Source organism: Rhizobium sp. SVR5-2C, from assembly GCF_056755115.1.
In genome coordinates, this window is sequence record NZ_JBNDHT010000018.1 from 15,205 (window position 1) to 31,003 (window position 15,799).

At 59.7% G+C, this 15,799-nt stretch carries 16 protein-coding genes; 8 read left to right on the plus strand and 8 right to left on the minus strand.

The window, feature by feature from the left end:
- Window positions 1-25: 25 nt before the first annotated feature.
- The 5 genes from hpf to lptC all read right to left on the minus strand — a co-directional run bounded on the left by hpf (window position 26) and on the right by lptC (window position 4,661).
- Window positions 26-601 (minus strand): ribosome hibernation-promoting factor, HPF/YfiA family, encoded by a 576-nt coding sequence (gene hpf, locus ACPYOI_RS07570; RefSeq protein ID WP_481416024.1) that lies wholly within the window; start codon window positions 599-601, stop codon window positions 26-28.
- Between the two features lie 252 nt (window positions 602-853).
- Window positions 854-2,386: an RNA polymerase factor sigma-54 gene (gene rpoN / locus ACPYOI_RS07575; RefSeq protein WP_481416025.1), complete on the minus strand. Its 1,533-nt coding sequence runs from the start codon at window positions 2,384-2,386 to the stop codon at window positions 854-856.
- A 155-nt stretch (window positions 2,387-2,541) separates the two neighbouring features.
- Complete coding sequence (lptB, locus tag ACPYOI_RS07580) at window positions 2,542-3,354, minus strand: LPS export ABC transporter ATP-binding protein (protein WP_168828125.1); 813 nt, start codon at window positions 3,352-3,354, stop codon at window positions 2,542-2,544.
- A 15-nt stretch (window positions 3,355-3,369) separates the two neighbouring features.
- Window positions 3,370-3,981 (minus strand): LptA/OstA family protein, encoded by a 612-nt coding sequence (locus ACPYOI_RS07585; RefSeq protein WP_168828124.1) that lies wholly within the window; start codon window positions 3,979-3,981, stop codon window positions 3,370-3,372.
- Window positions 3,982-3,995: 14 nt separating this feature from the next.
- On the minus strand, window positions 3,996-4,661 hold the full coding sequence (lptC, locus tag ACPYOI_RS07590; RefSeq protein WP_168828123.1) for an LPS export ABC transporter periplasmic protein LptC: 666 nt from the start codon (window positions 4,659-4,661) through the stop codon (window positions 3,996-3,998).
- A gap of 217 nt (window positions 4,662-4,878) precedes the next feature.
- Here lptC and sppA point away from each other — a divergent pair, with 217 nt between their 5' ends.
- The 3 genes from sppA (at window position 4,879) to ACPYOI_RS07605 (ending at window position 6,601) form a co-directional block, all read left to right on the plus strand.
- Complete coding sequence (gene sppA, locus ACPYOI_RS07595; protein WP_481416026.1) at window positions 4,879-5,829, plus strand: signal peptide peptidase SppA; 951 nt, start codon at window positions 4,879-4,881, stop codon at window positions 5,827-5,829.
- A gap of 29 nt (window positions 5,830-5,858) precedes the next feature.
- A complete protein-coding gene (locus ACPYOI_RS07600; protein ID WP_160007056.1) occupies window positions 5,859-6,158 on the plus strand; it encodes an integration host factor subunit beta in 300 nt (99 codons plus the stop codon).
- 110 nt (window positions 6,159-6,268) lie between these two features.
- Window positions 6,269-6,601, plus strand: coding sequence for a LapA family protein (locus ACPYOI_RS07605; protein ID WP_481418831.1), 333 nt, complete (start codon window positions 6,269-6,271; stop codon window positions 6,599-6,601).
- A 10-nt stretch (window positions 6,602-6,611) separates the two neighbouring features.
- Here ACPYOI_RS07605 and ACPYOI_RS07610 read toward each other — a convergent pair whose 3' ends face one another.
- Window positions 6,612-7,070, minus strand: coding sequence for an N-acetyltransferase family protein (locus tag ACPYOI_RS07610; protein WP_481422740.1), 459 nt, complete (start codon window positions 7,068-7,070; stop codon window positions 6,612-6,614).
- 21 nt (window positions 7,071-7,091) lie between these two features.
- The gene (locus ACPYOI_RS07615) at window positions 7,092-7,544 is read right to left on the minus strand and encodes an SRPBCC family protein (RefSeq protein ID WP_481418833.1); all 453 of its coding nucleotides are present in this window, start codon (window positions 7,542-7,544) and stop codon (window positions 7,092-7,094) included.
- Window positions 7,545-7,661: 117 nt separating this feature from the next.
- On the opposite strand from ACPYOI_RS07615, the gene ACPYOI_RS07620 reads away from it, so the two are divergent.
- The 5 genes from ACPYOI_RS07620 to olsB all read left to right on the plus strand — a co-directional run bounded on the left by ACPYOI_RS07620 (window position 7,662) and on the right by olsB (window position 13,387).
- A complete protein-coding gene (locus ACPYOI_RS07620; protein WP_481418834.1) occupies window positions 7,662-8,759 on the plus strand; it encodes a class I SAM-dependent methyltransferase in 1,098 nt (365 codons plus the stop codon).
- The gene (locus ACPYOI_RS07625; protein ID WP_481418835.1) at window positions 8,756-9,616 is read left to right on the plus strand and encodes a TrmH family RNA methyltransferase; all 861 of its coding nucleotides are present in this window, start codon (window positions 8,756-8,758) and stop codon (window positions 9,614-9,616) included. Before ACPYOI_RS07620 ends, ACPYOI_RS07625 begins: the two co-directional genes overlap by 4 nt.
- Window positions 9,613-10,116, plus strand: coding sequence for a signal peptidase II (lspA, locus tag ACPYOI_RS07630; RefSeq protein ID WP_481418836.1), 504 nt, complete (start codon window positions 9,613-9,615; stop codon window positions 10,114-10,116). Before ACPYOI_RS07625 ends, lspA begins: the two co-directional genes overlap by 4 nt.
- A gap of 55 nt (window positions 10,117-10,171) precedes the next feature.
- Window positions 10,172-12,409, plus strand: a complete 2,238-nt coding sequence (locus tag ACPYOI_RS07635) for a hybrid sensor histidine kinase/response regulator (protein WP_481418837.1) — start codon at window positions 10,172-10,174, stop codon at window positions 12,407-12,409.
- A 102-nt stretch (window positions 12,410-12,511) separates the two neighbouring features.
- Complete coding sequence (olsB, locus tag ACPYOI_RS07640) at window positions 12,512-13,387, plus strand: l-ornithine N(alpha)-acyltransferase (RefSeq protein ID WP_168828115.1); 876 nt, start codon at window positions 12,512-12,514, stop codon at window positions 13,385-13,387.
- A gap of 60 nt (window positions 13,388-13,447) precedes the next feature.
- On the opposite strand, the gene ACPYOI_RS07645 is transcribed toward olsB, so the two are convergent.
- Window positions 13,448-15,730, minus strand: coding sequence for an NADP-dependent malic enzyme (locus ACPYOI_RS07645; RefSeq protein WP_168828114.1), 2,283 nt, complete (start codon window positions 15,728-15,730; stop codon window positions 13,448-13,450).
- Between the last annotated feature and the right edge of the window lie 69 nt (window positions 15,731-15,799).

Sequence of the window (15,799 nt, forward strand, 5' to 3'; positions counted from 1 at the left end):
GCCGCCGCTACCCATCACCCGGATGTCAGCTCTTGATATTGGCTGCGTCGATCCAGCCAATATTACCGTCATGCCTGCGGTAAACGATGTTCAAATGTTCCTTGCCCGGGCTGCGGAACAGAAGCAGCGGTTCGTCTGTCATATCGAGCGCCATGACGGCGGTCGCAACAGACATGGTCTTCAACTGCTTCGTGCTCTCGGCAACAATTGCCGGGGCAAAATCGTCGGGAACCTCTTCTTCATGGTCCGGGACAGCGTCCATCACCGTATAGGCGACTTCGGCTGACCCGTTAAGATGGTTTCCGGCATGGTGATCCTTGAGCTTGCGCTTGTAGCGGCGCAGACGCTTCTCGATGCGCTCCGAAGCGGCCTCGAATGCCAGCTGCGGATCCATTGCCTCTCCTGCTGCATGCAAAACCACCCCGCTATCGAGATGAAGCTTGCAATCGGCGGAAAAGCGCGCACTCGATTTCTCGACAATCACCTGCCCAGAATATCCTCCGTCGAAGTACTTCGTGATGGCCGTGTCCATTTGGTCCTCGATCCTCTGACGAAACGAGTCACCAATTTCCATATGTTTACCGGATACACGCACACTCATGGAGTTTCCCTTCTTATAAGTGGTTGCGGCACCAGTTTACGCCAAGGCTACAGCTCATCCAAGCACTTCGCGCAAACTCAAGCAAGATCGGCTTAAGTTGCGTGCTTCAAGCGCCCTGAGGATGATGGGGATAAGTCTGAACGCTTCACAGCGCCAATTGCGGCGGCCTTCTAGCGGCACGTTAACAAAAAGTCAACGGCCGGGCGTGTCACATATTTGGATGCACTGATAGGGTTGATCTGGCATGGCTTTCTAAAAGCCGGAAACCTTCGCCAAAGCTCGCTTCTCACGCCGCCGTTGAACGGAAGAGGGTATGTTCATCGCTTCCCGGTATTTTGCAACCGTACGGCGAGCGAGATCGATGCCCTCCTTCTTCAGTATGTCGACAATGTCATCGTCGGAGAGGACAGCATCCGAACCCTCCTGCATGATCAGGGCGCGGATCCTATGGCGAACCGCCTCGGCCGAATGACTTTCACCGCCTTCCACCGCACTGATCGATACCGTGAAGAAATATTTGAGTTCGAAAAGGCCACGCGGCGTCAGAATGTATTTGTTCGAGGTGACGCGGCTGACCGTCGACTCATGCATTTTGATTGCATCGGCAACGGTCTTTAGATTCAGGGGCCGCAGATGGTCGACGCCATGCATCAGAAAGGCATCCTGTTGACGAACGATCTCGCTGGCCACCTTCACGATCGTCTTTGCGCGCTGATCGAGGCTGCGCGTGAGCCAATTGGCGTTCTGAAGGCATTCCGACAAGAATGCGTATTCGCTGGAGTTCTTGCTCACATTGGCGAAATAGGACTGGTTGACCAGCACGCGAGGGAGTGTATCCGGGTTCAACTCCACCAGCCAGCCGCCATCCGAAGACGCCCGCACGACCACATCCGGCATGATCGCTTCGGAAATGCCCGTCTGGAAGCTGCTACCAGGCTTCGGATTCAGCTGGCGGATCTCCGCGAGCATGTCGAGCAGGTCTTCCTCGTCAACGCCGCAAAGCCGCTTGAGCGTCGCAAAATCGCGCCGTGCCAGCAGTTCGAGGTTGGAGATGAGCGCCTGCATGGCGGGATCGAAGCGATCTTTCTGCTTCAGTTGGATCGACAGGCACTCGGCCAGGTTGCGAGCGAAAACGCCGGGCGGATCGAGCGTCTGTAACGCGGCAAGAACATGTTCGGCCGTCGTGAGATCGGCGTTCAACCTGCCGCCGATCTCAGCAACGTCGCCCTGCAGATAACCAGCCTCATCGAGCTGGTCGATCATCTGCTGCGCGATCAACCGGTCAGCCATATCCGGCAGAATGAATGGAACCTGTTGCGCGAGGTGATCCTTGAGCGAAACCTGCCCTGCAACAAAATCGTCGAGATCGTAATTCTCGCCGTCGCCGCTTCCCGGCATCGACTTCCACTGACTGATCAGCTCCGGTGCATCAACCCGCGCCGGCGCTCCATCGTCCTGAAAGACGTTCGCATAATTGGCGTCCAGCTCTTCTTTCAGCCGGCTGCCGTTACCCTCGGTACCGTTGTCGTACCAGTCTCCGGAAAGCGCATCGGCGCGGTCGTCATCCGGCTGGCGTCCGTGCGCCTCATCCTGCGGGTCGTAATCACTGCCGGTTTCCGCATCATCTGACGGAAATTCGAGCAACGGGTTTTTCTCGACTTCCTGGGCAATGAACTGGACCAGTTCGACATGCGTCATCTGCAGCAACTGGATGGATTGCATCAGTTGCGGCGTCATGACCAACGACTGGTTCTGTCGCAGGAAAAGATTGGCTGACAAAGCCATAGCCGACGCGAAACTCCCGTTCATTTTCCCGGGAAACCACGCCTGAACAATCGTCCGGGCCGCGGAAACCAACTTGGCCCAAAAATTGCTTTTTTATCCTATTTGGTCAAGCGCCAGTATGACAGGAAGGCGAATTTCGATCGCCTTAGATCCTGTCAGAGGCTGAATTTATCGCCCAGGTAGAGCCGGCGCACTTCAGGATTGTTGACGATGTCGTTCGCCCGGCCGTGCGTCAGCACTTCGCCAGCATGGATGATGTAGGCGCGATCAATGAGACCGAGGGTCTCGCGCACATTGTGGTCGGTAATCAAAACGCCGATGCCACGCGCCGTCAGATGATGTACGAGGTTCTGGATGTCAGCGACCGAGATAGGGTCAACGCCCGCAAAAGGCTCGTCCAGCAACATGAAAGTCGGATCGGTTGCAAGCGCGCGAGCGATTTCCAGACGGCGCCGCTCGCCACCCGATAGCGAAACCGCCGCCGCCTTTCGCAGCTTGGAGATATGGAACTCTTCCAGGAGTTCATCCAGCTTCTTCTCGCGCTCTGCCTTGTTCTTCTCGTGGACTTCGAGCACGGCCCGGATATTCTCCTCGACCGTCAAGCCACGAAAGATCGAAGCCTCCTGCGGCAGATAGCCGACCCCGAGGCGCGACCGGCGATACATCGGCATCGTCGTCACGTCATTGCCGTCGATTTCGATGGTGCCCTCGTCCACCGGAACCAGACCTGTGATCATGTAAAAACAGGTCGTCTTACCGGCTCCGTTAGGCCCTAGGAGGCCAACGGCTTCGCCGCGCCGTACGACCAGCGACACGCCATTGACAACGCGCCGCGTACCATAGGTCTTCGTGAGGCCGCGCGCGATCAGCGTCCCCTGGTAGCGACTCTTGTCCCCGCCGGCACCGGGATCCGCTGCGGATTGCGGCCCGGACTTGCCGAACGCGGTTAAAAACGAAAATAATTTCACGTCGGGAGGCCGGTTTCAGTTCTTTTTCTGGGATTGCGGATCGAGCTGAATCTGGACGCGCCCCCCGCAGCTATCCAGTTGCGCGTGTCCGGTCTGCATCTCAACGGTGAGCTGGCAGCCTGTGAAGACGTTCGGCCCATCGGTCAGCACGACCTTGTCGCCCTTCAGGATGAAGAGCTGCTTGGCCATGTCAAAGGAGCCGTCGTCGGCTGTTGCTGTTTGGGTGCCTGAGCTCAGGAAAACCTTGTCGGTAACGATGATGTGGTCAATATCGGCATTGCCGGATGAAATGGAAGCGGCAGCTGCATCGGGCTTTGAACCGTCTGCCGGCGCCTTTGAGCCATCTGGCTGTGCCTTGTAGAAGACAGTCATATGGCCGGCCTCCAGGGTTGTTGTTCCCTGCACGACCTTTACCTTGCCGGTAAAATCGGCCTTGTGCTCCTGATCGTGAATCTCCAGCTTATCGCTTTCGATCTGGATCGGTTTGTTGCTGTCGAGCTTTAAGCCATTCATCTGGCTCGTTGTGGCTTGTGCGAAAGCTGCCCCCGCAGTCACCAGAAGCGCCAAGGCGCAGCCGCTGAGCGCTAAGCCAGACTTGCGAATTGAAGAGTGACTATCTTTTGTCATGAGTGACCCGGCTGTTAGGTGCCCTGTTTGCGAATGACGGTTGGATCGACATTCATGCGCACGTTCCCCTCGAATGTGATCACGCGCCCCTTATCCGTCATCTGAAGCGAATCCGCAACAACCGATGCACCGTCTTTTTGAATGTGGATCGGGGTATCCGTCGTCATCTTGCCGCCCTTGATATCGAGCTTGGCAGACTGGAAATTCGCCGTCAGACCGTTACTGAGCAGAATGGTGAAGGGGTCGTTCATCACAAGATTGTCGGTGGCGCGGTCGTAGTCGGCTGTGGAGGCCTCGACGCGGGCAATCAGATCGTCGTGGACCGGCACTGCCGCCTTGATCGTTTCGAGCGTGATGAGATTGGGATTCTTGATGTCCTGCAGCGCGCGCTCGGCGAGCATCGAATAGTTGATGCCATCGGAATTGCGTCCGGCGATTGCCGGTTTTTCCATGACGACCTTCCCGTTTTCGATCTTGGCGCCTTCGATTTTCAGGTTTTCCGGCAGATAAGCGCGGACCATCGAGACCGCAATGAAGGCCAGCGAAACCATGACGGCAGCGACAGGCAACAAGATCTTCAGGCGCCGGACGCGCGCGGAATGGAAAAGCGCAGCCGTATAGGCGCTCCGTTCAGGCCTGGCAAAGGCAGGCGTCCCGCTGCTGTTTAACGTGTTGAGCATTACGTGTCCGTGTCGGTGATCGGGGCCTGTATATAGGGAGTGCTTCACCCGATCACAGATCGTTTCGCATTATTACACTGGCTTGCCAATATGGATTTTTTTTTGCAACAAGCAAATAAGGCAAGAAAACGAGGCACACCGGCATTTCCGAAGGTGGAGCGCCGCCTTATCTGATGCCGTGTTGCATGTGGCCGCCCCCGCGGCTCTGGAGGACTTTATGGACAGTTCGACGATCGCGGATCGCCGCAGGATTCGCCGCAAACTCAGTTTCTGGCGCATCGCCGCGGTGGTGCTTTTTGTCGCGCTCGGCTTCGCGCTCTACGAATTTATCGCGGGCGACATCGAGACAGGACGGCCGCACATCGCCCATGTCACGATTTCCGGCCTTATCACCGACAACGACGAACTCCTTGAGCGGCTCAAGAAGATCGAGGAGAGCGATCGCGTCAAAGGCGTTATCGTTTCCATTTCCTCCCCGGGGGGTACGACCTACGGCGGCGAAAAGATATTCAAGGCGATCCGGGCAATCGCAGCGAAGAAGCCGGTCGTCTCCGACGTCCGAACGCTGGCGGCTTCCGCTGGCTACATGATCGCGACCGCCGGCGATACGATCATTGCCGGAGAAAGCTCGCTCACCGGCTCGATCGGCGTGATTTTTCAGTACCCTCAGGTCCAGCCTTTGCTTGATAAGCTGGGGGTCTCGCTACAGGAGATTAAATCGTCGCCGCTGAAGGCGGAGCCGTCACCTTTCCATCCGGCCAGCGAAGAGGCCAAGGCCATGATCCAAAACATGGTCATGGATAGCTATGGCTGGTTTGTCGATCTCGTCGCCGATCGCCGCAAACTCCCACGCGATGAAGCGCTGAAGCTGGCGGACGGCACGATTTTTACCGGCCGTCAGGCGGTAAAGCTAAAGCTCATTGACCAGATCGGCGGCGATGCCGAGATCCGCACTTATCTTGCCGGGCGAAACGTCAGTAAGGATCTGCCGATCGTCGATTGGAACAGGAAGAGCAGCACACCTTTTCTGCTCGCCGACGCTGTTTCCAGGCTCGCAGTGTTGTTCGGGTATGGCGATCTCGTGAAGGGTCAGGACATCGCCGCAATTCTGCCCCAAAAGTTGCTCCTTGACGGGCTCGTTTCAGTTTGGCAGTTTGGCCGGGATTAATAAGAAATCAATAATTTAAGGGGGAGACCGTGATCAAGTCGGAACTGGTGCAGATTGTTGCAGCGCGCAACCCGCATCTTTATCACCGGGATGTCGAGAACATCGTCAACGCGGTTCTCGACGAGATCACCGATGCGCTCGCAGCGGGCAACCGCGTGGAGCTGCGCGGCTTCGGCGCATTTTCCGTCAAGAATCGTCCTTCGCGCTCCGGCCGCAATCCGCGTACGGGCGACACCGTCTTCGTCGAAGAGAAGTGGGTGCCCTTCTTCAAAACCGGCAAGGAGTTGCGCGAGCGGCTGAATCCCGGCCAGGCGGATCAGGAAGACTGAGGCTGATCCGGGTTGCGACGAAACCGCGCTTGAACTTCGCGCACACCTTTCTATTCTGGTGAGCGATCATGCGCCGCGTCGAGCTGGCGCGACCAAGCGCGGAGGCCGGGATGGCGAAGAAGATCATCAACCTTTTGATTTTGCTGCCACTGGGCATCATTCTCATCGTCTTCTGCGTTGCCAACCGGCAGAGTGTGACGCTGGCTTTCAACCCCTTCCAGCCGCAAGACCAGCTTCTCGCCGTCTCGGCGCCGTTGTTCATTTTCCTCTTCATCGCCTTGATCATCGGCATGCTGATCGGCTCTGCCGTCACGTGGTTTACTCAGGGCAAACACCGCAAGCGCGCGAAAATCGAGGCGAAGGAAGCCATTCGCTGGCAGAGCGAGGCCGATCGTCATAAGACGCGCGCCGAAGAGATGACCGGCCAGTTGCCTTCCCGCTGACCGGCCGCCCTCAGGCAGGAATAAAGCTCAGCTCTTCGTAGTCGCCTTCAGCTGACGTGCCGTTTCCAGTCACGACGAAACCGTGACGGGCATAGAACGCCTTGGCGTTCCGGTTGTTGGTCAGGCATTTCAATCGGTATTTTCGGCGCGGCCACTCGGGCAGGGCTTTCAGAAGCGCGGTTCCAACGCCCCTGCCCTGCCATTCCTTCCGGATGTAGAGCATGTGGATAAAATCGTCCTCAGCCCAGAGTGTCATGAACCCGGCGATCTCGCCATCCCGCGCTTCGGCAACCCAGACCATTTCGCCCTGCGAATGCGCGAGGAAATCCTCGCGGCGAAAACTGCCGGGATCGACCCAGGTGAACGTCTGCCTGCGCACACTGAGGTAAATGTCGCCGAGCAGTTCGCTGTCCGACACACGGGAATGTCTGACCGTGCACTCCAGGGGAGGCGAGTGATAGGACGTCATGGGCCGCACCTTCGACGGCCGCTATTGCGCGGCCTTTTCGCTCACGACTGAATTGAAATTTGCAAAGAACTGCTGCGCAAGCTTGTGCGACGTCGTATCCACCAGCCGGGCGCCGAGTTGGGCCAGCTTGCCGCCTATCTGCGCTTTGACCGCATATTGCAGCACAGTCTCCGCCCCATCCTCGTTCAAGGCAACATCGGCTCCGCCCTTGGCAAAGCCTGCGACCCCGCCCTTGCCCTCGCCGGAGATCGTGTAGCTTTCCGGCGCTTTGACGTTGGTGAGCGTCACCTCACCGTTAAAGGTGGCCGACACCGGCCCTATCTTGACCTTGACGATTGCGGCAAGCTCCGTCGGCGACTTCATTTCAAGGCTTTGACAGCCAGGAATGCATCGCTTCAACACATCCGGATCGTTCAAGGCCGCCCACACTACGCCACGAGGGGCATTGATGCGTTCTTCGCCAGTCATGTCCATGCGCAGGTCCTCCCGTTTTCCATTCTCAAACTTATCACAGCGGGAAAGCACTTTGCCAAGGTGACAGGGGATGCTATTTGCACGGGCTCTATCAAAATTTGAGACGCGGAAAACACGTTGAGACAGAAAGAGCGCCGGCCGGGCCACAAGCCGCCCGCTGGTTCCCCCGGCCATCACCGCCGTGACGAGCGTCCAAGCCGCCCGGCAAAAGCGGAGGCCAAGCCCGCGACTGCGCGGGAGACCATGCGCGAGGCGACCGTGCCCGGAGCGAACGAGCGGCCTCTGAAGAGCCGCACCGGCGACCGCCCCCTGGAGCGCGTTCCGGTCATTCTGGAATCCTCCGGAGCGGGCGACTTCCACCTCATCGACAGCGGCAACAGCCTGAAGCTCGAGCAATACGGCCCCTATCGCATCGTCCGCCCGGAAGGCCAGGCGCTCTGGCAGCCGTCGCTGGCACCCCATGTCTGGGAAAAGGTCGATGCGGTTTTTACCGGCGATACCGATGAGGAGGGAACCGGCCGCTGGCGCTTTCCGAAGGAGGCGCTTGGCGAAACCTGGCCGCTGCATCTTCTGGGCGTCGATTTCTATGGACGTTTTACCTCCTTCCGCCATGTCGGCGTGTTTCCGGAACAGATCGTCCATTGGAGCTGGATGAAGCAACAGGTGGAAGCAGCGGGCCGGCCGCTGAAAGTCTTGAACCTTTTCGGCTATACCGGTGTCGCGTCGCTGGTCGCGGCGGCGGCCGGCGCAGAAGTCACCCATGTCGACGCCTCCAAGAAGGCGATCGGCTGGGCGCGCGAAAATCAGGCGCTCGGCCGGATGGAAAAACTGCCGATCCGCTGGATCTGCGAAGATGCGATGAAATTCATTCTGCGCGAGGAGCGCCGCGGCAACACCTACGACATCATCCTTACCGATCCGCCGAAATTCGGCCGTGGTCCGAACGGCGAAGTCTGGCACCTCTTCGAACACCTGCCGCTGATGCTCGACATCTGCCGCGAAATCCTGTCGCCACAGGCGCTCGGCCTGGTGTTGACGGCCTATTCGATCCGCGCCAGCTTCTATTCGATCCATGAGCTGATGCGCGAGACGATGCGCGGTACCGGCGGCGTGGTTGAATCTGGCGAGCTTGTGATCCGCGAGGCGGGCCTTGACGGCAAGACACAAGGCCGCGCGCTATCGACCTCTCTCTTCTCCCGCTGGGTGCCGAAATGAGTCATGAACATCGGGGCCACGGCCCGCACAAGGTCGGGCATGTGAAGGAGGTCACCTCGCTTGCCAATCCGATCGTCAAGGACATCAAAGCGCTGAGCAACAAGAAGTCGCGCGAGGAGAGCGGCACCTTCATGGCCGAGGGCCTGAAGCTTGTGATCGATGCCATCGAACTCGGCTGGGCGATCCGCACGCTGGTCTATGCCAAGGCTGTCAAGGGCAAGCCGCTTGTCGAACAGATGGCGGCCAAGACCGTCGCTTCGGGCGGCCTCGTGCTCGAAGTCAGCGAAAAGGTGCTTTCGTCCGTCACCCGCCGCGACAATCCGCAAATGGTCGTCGGAATTTTCGAGCACCGCTGGAAGCCGCTGAAGGAAATACGCCCGAAGGACGGAGAGACGTGGATTGCGCTCGACCGCGTGCGCGATCCCGGCAATCTTGGCACGATCATCAGAACGGCGGATGCCGCTGGCGCCTCCGGCGTGATCCTTCTCGGGGAGACCACGGACCCCTTCTCGCTCGAAACCGTGCGCGCCACCATGGGCTCCGTCTTTGCCGTGCCCGTCGCCAAGGCGACGCCTGAAGAGTTTATCGCCTGGAAGAAATCCGCAGGCGTGTCGGTCGTTGCCACACACCTTGCCGGCTCCGTCGATTACCGCACGATCGACTACAGGAAGAAACCGGTCGTCATCCTGATGGGCAATGAGCAGTCCGGCCTGCCGGATCAGCTGGCAAGGGAGGCGGATGCGCTTGCGCGGATACCGCAGCAAGGGCGTGCGGACTCCCTCAACCTTGCGATTGCCAGCGCCGTCATGCTTTTCGAAGCGCGCCGCCATCTCCTTTCACTTTCCGAGGGCAAATGACCGAACAGCCGCTTGACCGTCCTGCGCTCTTCTCGCGACCGCTGCCCATCCTGATCTTCATTCTCGTCGCGGTCGTTATCGACCAGATCGTCAAGATCGCCGTCGATCATTATCTGCCGCTACACGAGGCGGTGCCGGTCATCCCGATGCTGGCGCTCTACCGCACCTACAATCTCGGCGTCGCCTTTTCGATGCTGTCGGGAATGGACGGCTGGTTCATCGTCGGCATGCGGCTCATCATCGTTGCGTTCGTCATCTGGCTCTGGCATCGCACCTCGAACGATCGATGGATCGCGCATACAGGCTTTGCGCTGATTATTGCCGGCGCGCTTGGCAATCTGATCGACCGCTTTCTTTACGGGCACGTGATCGATTACATTCTCTTTCACACCCAGACTTGGTCCTTCGCGGTCTTCAACCTTGCCGACAGTTTCATCACGGTTGGCGCCGGCTGCGTCATCCTGGACGAGCTTCTGCAGCCGAAAAAGGCGAAAGGCTAAAACTTTACGCTTTTCCTGAAGGCATTCGGAACGGCGACTATGTTAGCCAGCGATTATGCACAGTCTGGCTCAGATGCAGGAACGACTTGCCGCCGCATTTGACGCTGCTGCCAAGCCGCATGATCCGCGGGCAGCAAATGCTGCTGCATGGCCTGTGACTGCAAACCGAAGGCGGCCGCTCCGCATCCTTCTCTCCTACTGGCTCGGTGGCTTCGGCTTTTGCGTGGCTATCGCGCTGCTCATGCTCGGGCAGGCTGGTGGGCTCGAACTGTTCGCCATCGGCCTCGCCGTCCTCGCTATGGCGCTCTTCGGCTACGCGGCAGGCCGCCGGACAAAGCCCCGGCAAGGGAGCGGCAATCCGCTGCCGGCAAGCCATGCCGCGGAGCTCTTCGCCAATGTTCACGATGCACTTGGCGATATCACCGTAACCCGCACGATCGACCGGCGGATCGTCGGCGCCAACGCCACTTTTTGCCGCCTGACAGGACGTCCGAAGCCTAAAGGACAGACATGCGAGGAAATCGGCATCGCCTTTCGCCCGAGCGCCGATCCGCATCGCTTCGATGTCGAGATTTCGACGCCGGAAGGACAGCGCGTCTTTGTCTGGCATGACGTTGTCACGCGCGATCCCGCAGACGGCCGCCTGCTGATTCAAAGTGTCGCCCGCGACGTGACTGCGGAGCGCCTTTCTACGCAGGCACGCGAGGAGGCACGCCAAAAGGCCGAATATAACAGCGCCGCCAAATCCCGCCTGCTTGCGACCGTCAGCCATGAAATCAGAACGCCGCTATCGGGCATTCTCGGGATGACGCACCTGCTGGAGCAAGCCCAGATGACCCAGGAGCAGCAGAACTATGTTGGCGGCATCCGCCAGTCCGGTCATGCGCTGGTCCAGCTCGTGGAAGACCTCCTCGACTTCTCAACCATCGAGGTCGGCCGCTTCCAGCTTCGTCCTCGTAGCGAATCGCTGCGGCAGCTTCTCGAAAGCGTCGTCGAGATGCTGGCCCACCGCGCCCATGAGAAGGGCATCGAGATTGGCGCGACGGTTTCCTCCGACGTGCCGGAATTCATGAGTTTCGACCCTGCCCGGCTGCGCCAGGTGCTTTTCAACGTCATCGGCAATGCAGTGAAATTTACTCAGGCCGGTGGCGTTTTCATCCGCGTGTCCTTGGATGGCGACGACCTGGCGATCACCGTGTCGGACAGCGGTCCCGGTATGACGGCGGACGAGCAGGCGCGGATCTTCGGTGAGTTCGAGCAGGGAGGAACCTTGATGGAAAAAAGCGCCGGCACCGGGCTCGGCCTAACCATTTCCGCCCGCATCATGCGTGAGTTCGGAGGAACGCTCACTGTCGCCAGCGAAAAGGGCAAGGGCAGTGAATTCACGATCCGCTTTCCCGCCGGCATCCCGGAAGACGGCCGTGGCCGGCGCAAATTGCTGCTTGCCGGCAATATTGTCCTGCTTCTGGCGCCAGCCGGTGCGGCGCGCGCCGCCATCGCCGAGACGATCGTCGCGCTTGGCGGCGAATGTCATTTAGTGGGCGATGGCGAAGAGGCGCGGCAAACGCTTCTCGCGATTGCCGCGAGAGGCCACCGCCCGACAGACATTATTGTCGATCACCGCATGTCTGCCGAATTTACCAGGCACCTCGCCGACCGTGTCGAAATTGCTGATCTCGGTCTGCGCAAGACCCTTCTCGTCAACCCGGAAGAGCGCAACGCCCACCCGCTTGATCTTTTCGATGCCTGGCTCATCCGGCCGCTTCGTGAGCAATCACTGATCGACGTACTGCGTGGCCGCATGCGCGGAATGGAGAAACGCGACGCGCTGAACGACAACCAGCCCGGCTTCGCGGCTGCCCTTCCCGAGCCGAATATGCAAGGAGGGCTGAGTGTCCTGTTCGGCGAGGACGATCCGATCAATGCGATGCTCATCCGTGCCATGCTGGAAAAGGGCGGACACCGCGTTCACCACGTCGAAGATTTCGAAACGCTGCTCGACTGCGCCCTTGCCGAAGGCAGCACCCGGCCGGACATTATCATCAGCGATCTCACGATGCCCGGCGGCGAAGGCGTTGAAATGATCGGCCGGTTGCGCGGTCACGAACGGCGGCTGCAGGTCGTTCCGGTGCCGGTGATCGTGCTGACTGCCGATAGCCGGGATGAGTCGCGCCGCCAGGTACTACTGGCCGGTGCAAATCGTGTGATGCTGAAACCTGTCGACCCAATCCGGCTATTGACGGAAATCCATGCCGTCGCAGCCCTTTCCGCTCGCCGCGCCGAAGCGCTCTGAGCGGGGTGACAAAAACGGCGTTTTTCCGTAAACTCCATGTCACTTTCCTGTCGCATAGAAGTGTTTTATGACACGCCATGAGCCGGCAACCGGAGAATCAGCATGTCTATCGACATCCTTAATCGCGACACGACGGCGGAGGCTGCTCCGCCTGCAACGCCTGTTGCGCCAAAGGAAGGCGACGTCATGGGCCGCATCGGCAACCTCGAAACCCGCCTCGCCCGCAACGCGCGCGAGATCGATGCGGCACAGCATGTGCGCTACCGGGTTTTCGTTCAGGAAATGCAGGCACAGCTCCCGCCGGAAGCCATGCGCCGCGAACGCGATTTCGACGCTTACGACGCCTTCTGCGATCACCTTCTTGTTCTCGACAACTCGATAGAAGGCGATACGGAAGACCAGATCGTCGGCACCTACCGCCTGCTGCGCCAGGACGTAGCCATGGCGAATGGCGGTTTTTACTCGGCTTCCGAATTCGCGATCGACGAGCTTCTCGCACGCCATCCGGACAAGCGTTTCATGGAGCTCGGCCGCTCCTGCGTGCTGCCGGAATACCGCACGAAGCGCACGGTCGAACTTCTGTGGCAGGGTAACTGGGCTTACGCGCTGAAGCACGGCATGAGCGCCATGTTCGGTTGCGCCTCCTTCCCCGGCGTCTATCCGGAGAGCCACGCGCTGGCGCTTTCCTTCCTGCACCATACCGTTCTTGCCAAGGGCGAATGGGCAGTCAGCGCGCTGCCGCATCTGGCGCGCGACATGGATCTGATGCCGCAGGAAGCCGTCAACCCGAAGAAAGCCCTGATGGCGCTTCCGCCGCTCATCAAAGGATATCTTCGCCTCGGCGCCATGGTCGGGTCGACGGCTGTTGTCGACCATGCTTTCAACACGACGGATGTGCTGATCGTGCTGCCGATCGCGAGCATTTCAGATCGCTATCTGAACTACTACGGCGCCGACGCCGGCCGTTTCGCAAGCTGATTTCCTGGAAGTTCAATCAAAAGCCCGCCTCGAAAGCTCGAGGCGGGCTTTTTGTTGGGATCACCCTGCCGAGTAAGCTGCAATCGCGGCCATATTGACGATGTCGGAATCCTTGGCCCCCATCGAGGTGATCTGAACGGCCTTGTCGAGGCCGACCAGGATCGGGCCGATGACCGTCGATCCGCCAAGCTCCTGCAGCATCTTCGTGGAGATCGAGGCCGAGTGGAAGGCTGGCATGACCAGCACGTTTGCCGGCGCAGACAGGCGGCAGAACGGGTATTGGTCCATTACCCTGCGGTTCAACGCCACATCAGCCGCCATCTCGCCGTCGTATTCGAAATCGACGCGACGCTTATCGAGGATCTTCACCGCCTCGCGTATGCGCTCCGAGCGTTCACCCGAAGGATGGCCAAAGCTCGAATAGGCGAGCAGCGCAACGCGCGGGTGATAACCCATGCGGCGTGCAAGACCTGCCGCTTCCTCGGCAATATCCGCGAGTGCCTCGGCGGTCGGCATGTCGTGAACCGCGGTATCGGCAACAAAGACCGTGCGGCCGCGCGCAAGCACCAGCGAAACGCCAATCACGCGGTGGCCCGGCTTCTCATCGATGCAGCGGCGCACGTCTTCCAGCGCCGTCGAATAGTTGCGGGTGAGGCCCGTGACCATGCCATCCGCATCGCCGAGCGCGACCATGCAGGCGGCGAAATGATTGCGGTCGTTATGGATGAGGCGTGTCACATCACGGTGGAGATAACCGTCCCGCTGCAATCGTGCATACAAATAATCGATATAGACTTCGCCACGGGTCGAAATGCGTGCGTTGACGATCTCGAGGCCCGGCCGGTTAAGGTCGATGCCGGCACGCTCCGCTGTTGCCCTTATCAGGTCTTCGCGGCCGAGAAGGATTGCGGTGCCGAGCTCCTGGTTGGCATAAGACATCGCCGCGCGCAGGACCTGCTCCTCTTCTGCCTCGGCGAAGACGATGCGCTTCGGGCGCCGGCGAACCCGCTCATAGAGGCTCGCGAGCGTCGAGGCGATCGGATCGCGCCGGGCCGAAAGCTCGCGCCGATAGCCGGCCATGTCGGTGATCGCCTTGCGGGCGACACCGCTTTTGATCGCAGCCTCCGCCACCGCCGCCGGGATCGCCGAGATCAAGCGCGGATCGAAGGGAACCGGAATGATATACTGCGCTCCGAAGCGCGGCCGGTTGCCCTGGTAAGCGGCAACGACGTCGTCCGGCACATCCTCGCGCGCCAGAGCGGCAAGTGCTTCGACGGCAGCGATCTTCATCTCGTCGTTGATCGTCGTTGCCCGCACGTCGAGCGCACCGCGGAAGATGTAAGGGAAGCCGAGAACGTTGTTCACCTGGTTCGGGTAGTCGGAGCGCCCCGTCGCCATGATGGCATCATCGCGGATGCGAGCGACCTCTTCCGGCGTGATTTCCGGATCGGGATTGGCCATCGCAAAGATGATCGGCCGTTCCGCCATCGAGCGGATCATGTCTTCCGTAAAAGCACCCTTCTGGGACAGGCCGAAAACGACATCCGCACCCTTCATGGCTTGCTCCAGAGTGCGCGCCTTGGTCTTGGCCGCGTGCGCCGACTTCCACTGGTTCATGCCCTCGGTGCGGCCCTGATAGATCACGCCCTTGGTATCGACGAGAATGACGTTCTCCGGATTGAAGCCCATCGCCTTGATGAGTTCAACGCAGGCGATTGCCGCGGCCCCGGCGCCGTTGCAGACGAGTTTCGTCGTCTTCAGGTCTCGTCCGGTCAGCTCCAGCGCATTGATGAGGCCGGCGGCCGCAATGATCGCCGTTCCATGCTGGTCGTCGTGAAAGACAGGGATATCCATCAACTCGCGCAGCCGCTGCTCGATGATGAAGCAGTCGGGAGCCTTGATATCCTCCAGATTGATGCCGCCGAAGGAGGGGCCGAGGAAGCGCACGCAATTGATGAACTCGTCGACATTTTCCGTGTCGATTTCGAGGTCGATCGAATCGACATCGGCGAAGCGCTTGAACAGAACGGACTTGCCTTCCATCACCGGCTTCGAGGCAAGCGCCCCGAGGTTGCCGAGACCGAGAATCGCCGTGCCGTTGGAGATGACGGCGACCATATTGCCGCGTGTCGTATAGTCATAAGCCGTACCCGGGTCGGCAGCGATCGCCTTGACCGGCACTGCGACGCCCGGCGAATAGGCAAGCGAAAGATCGCGTTGCGTCGCCATCGGCTTGGTCGGGTTGATTTCCAGCTTCCCGGGCCGCCCCATGGCGTGAAATTCGAGCGCTTCATTGTCGCTGACCGTACGGATCGGACGGTCTTTCTTCTCGGTATCTGCCATTTCTCCTCCAACGTCTTGTGGGCGACGCGTTGCCCTTCCTGAATAGCTGTTGTCATCTATAGCGGCGCG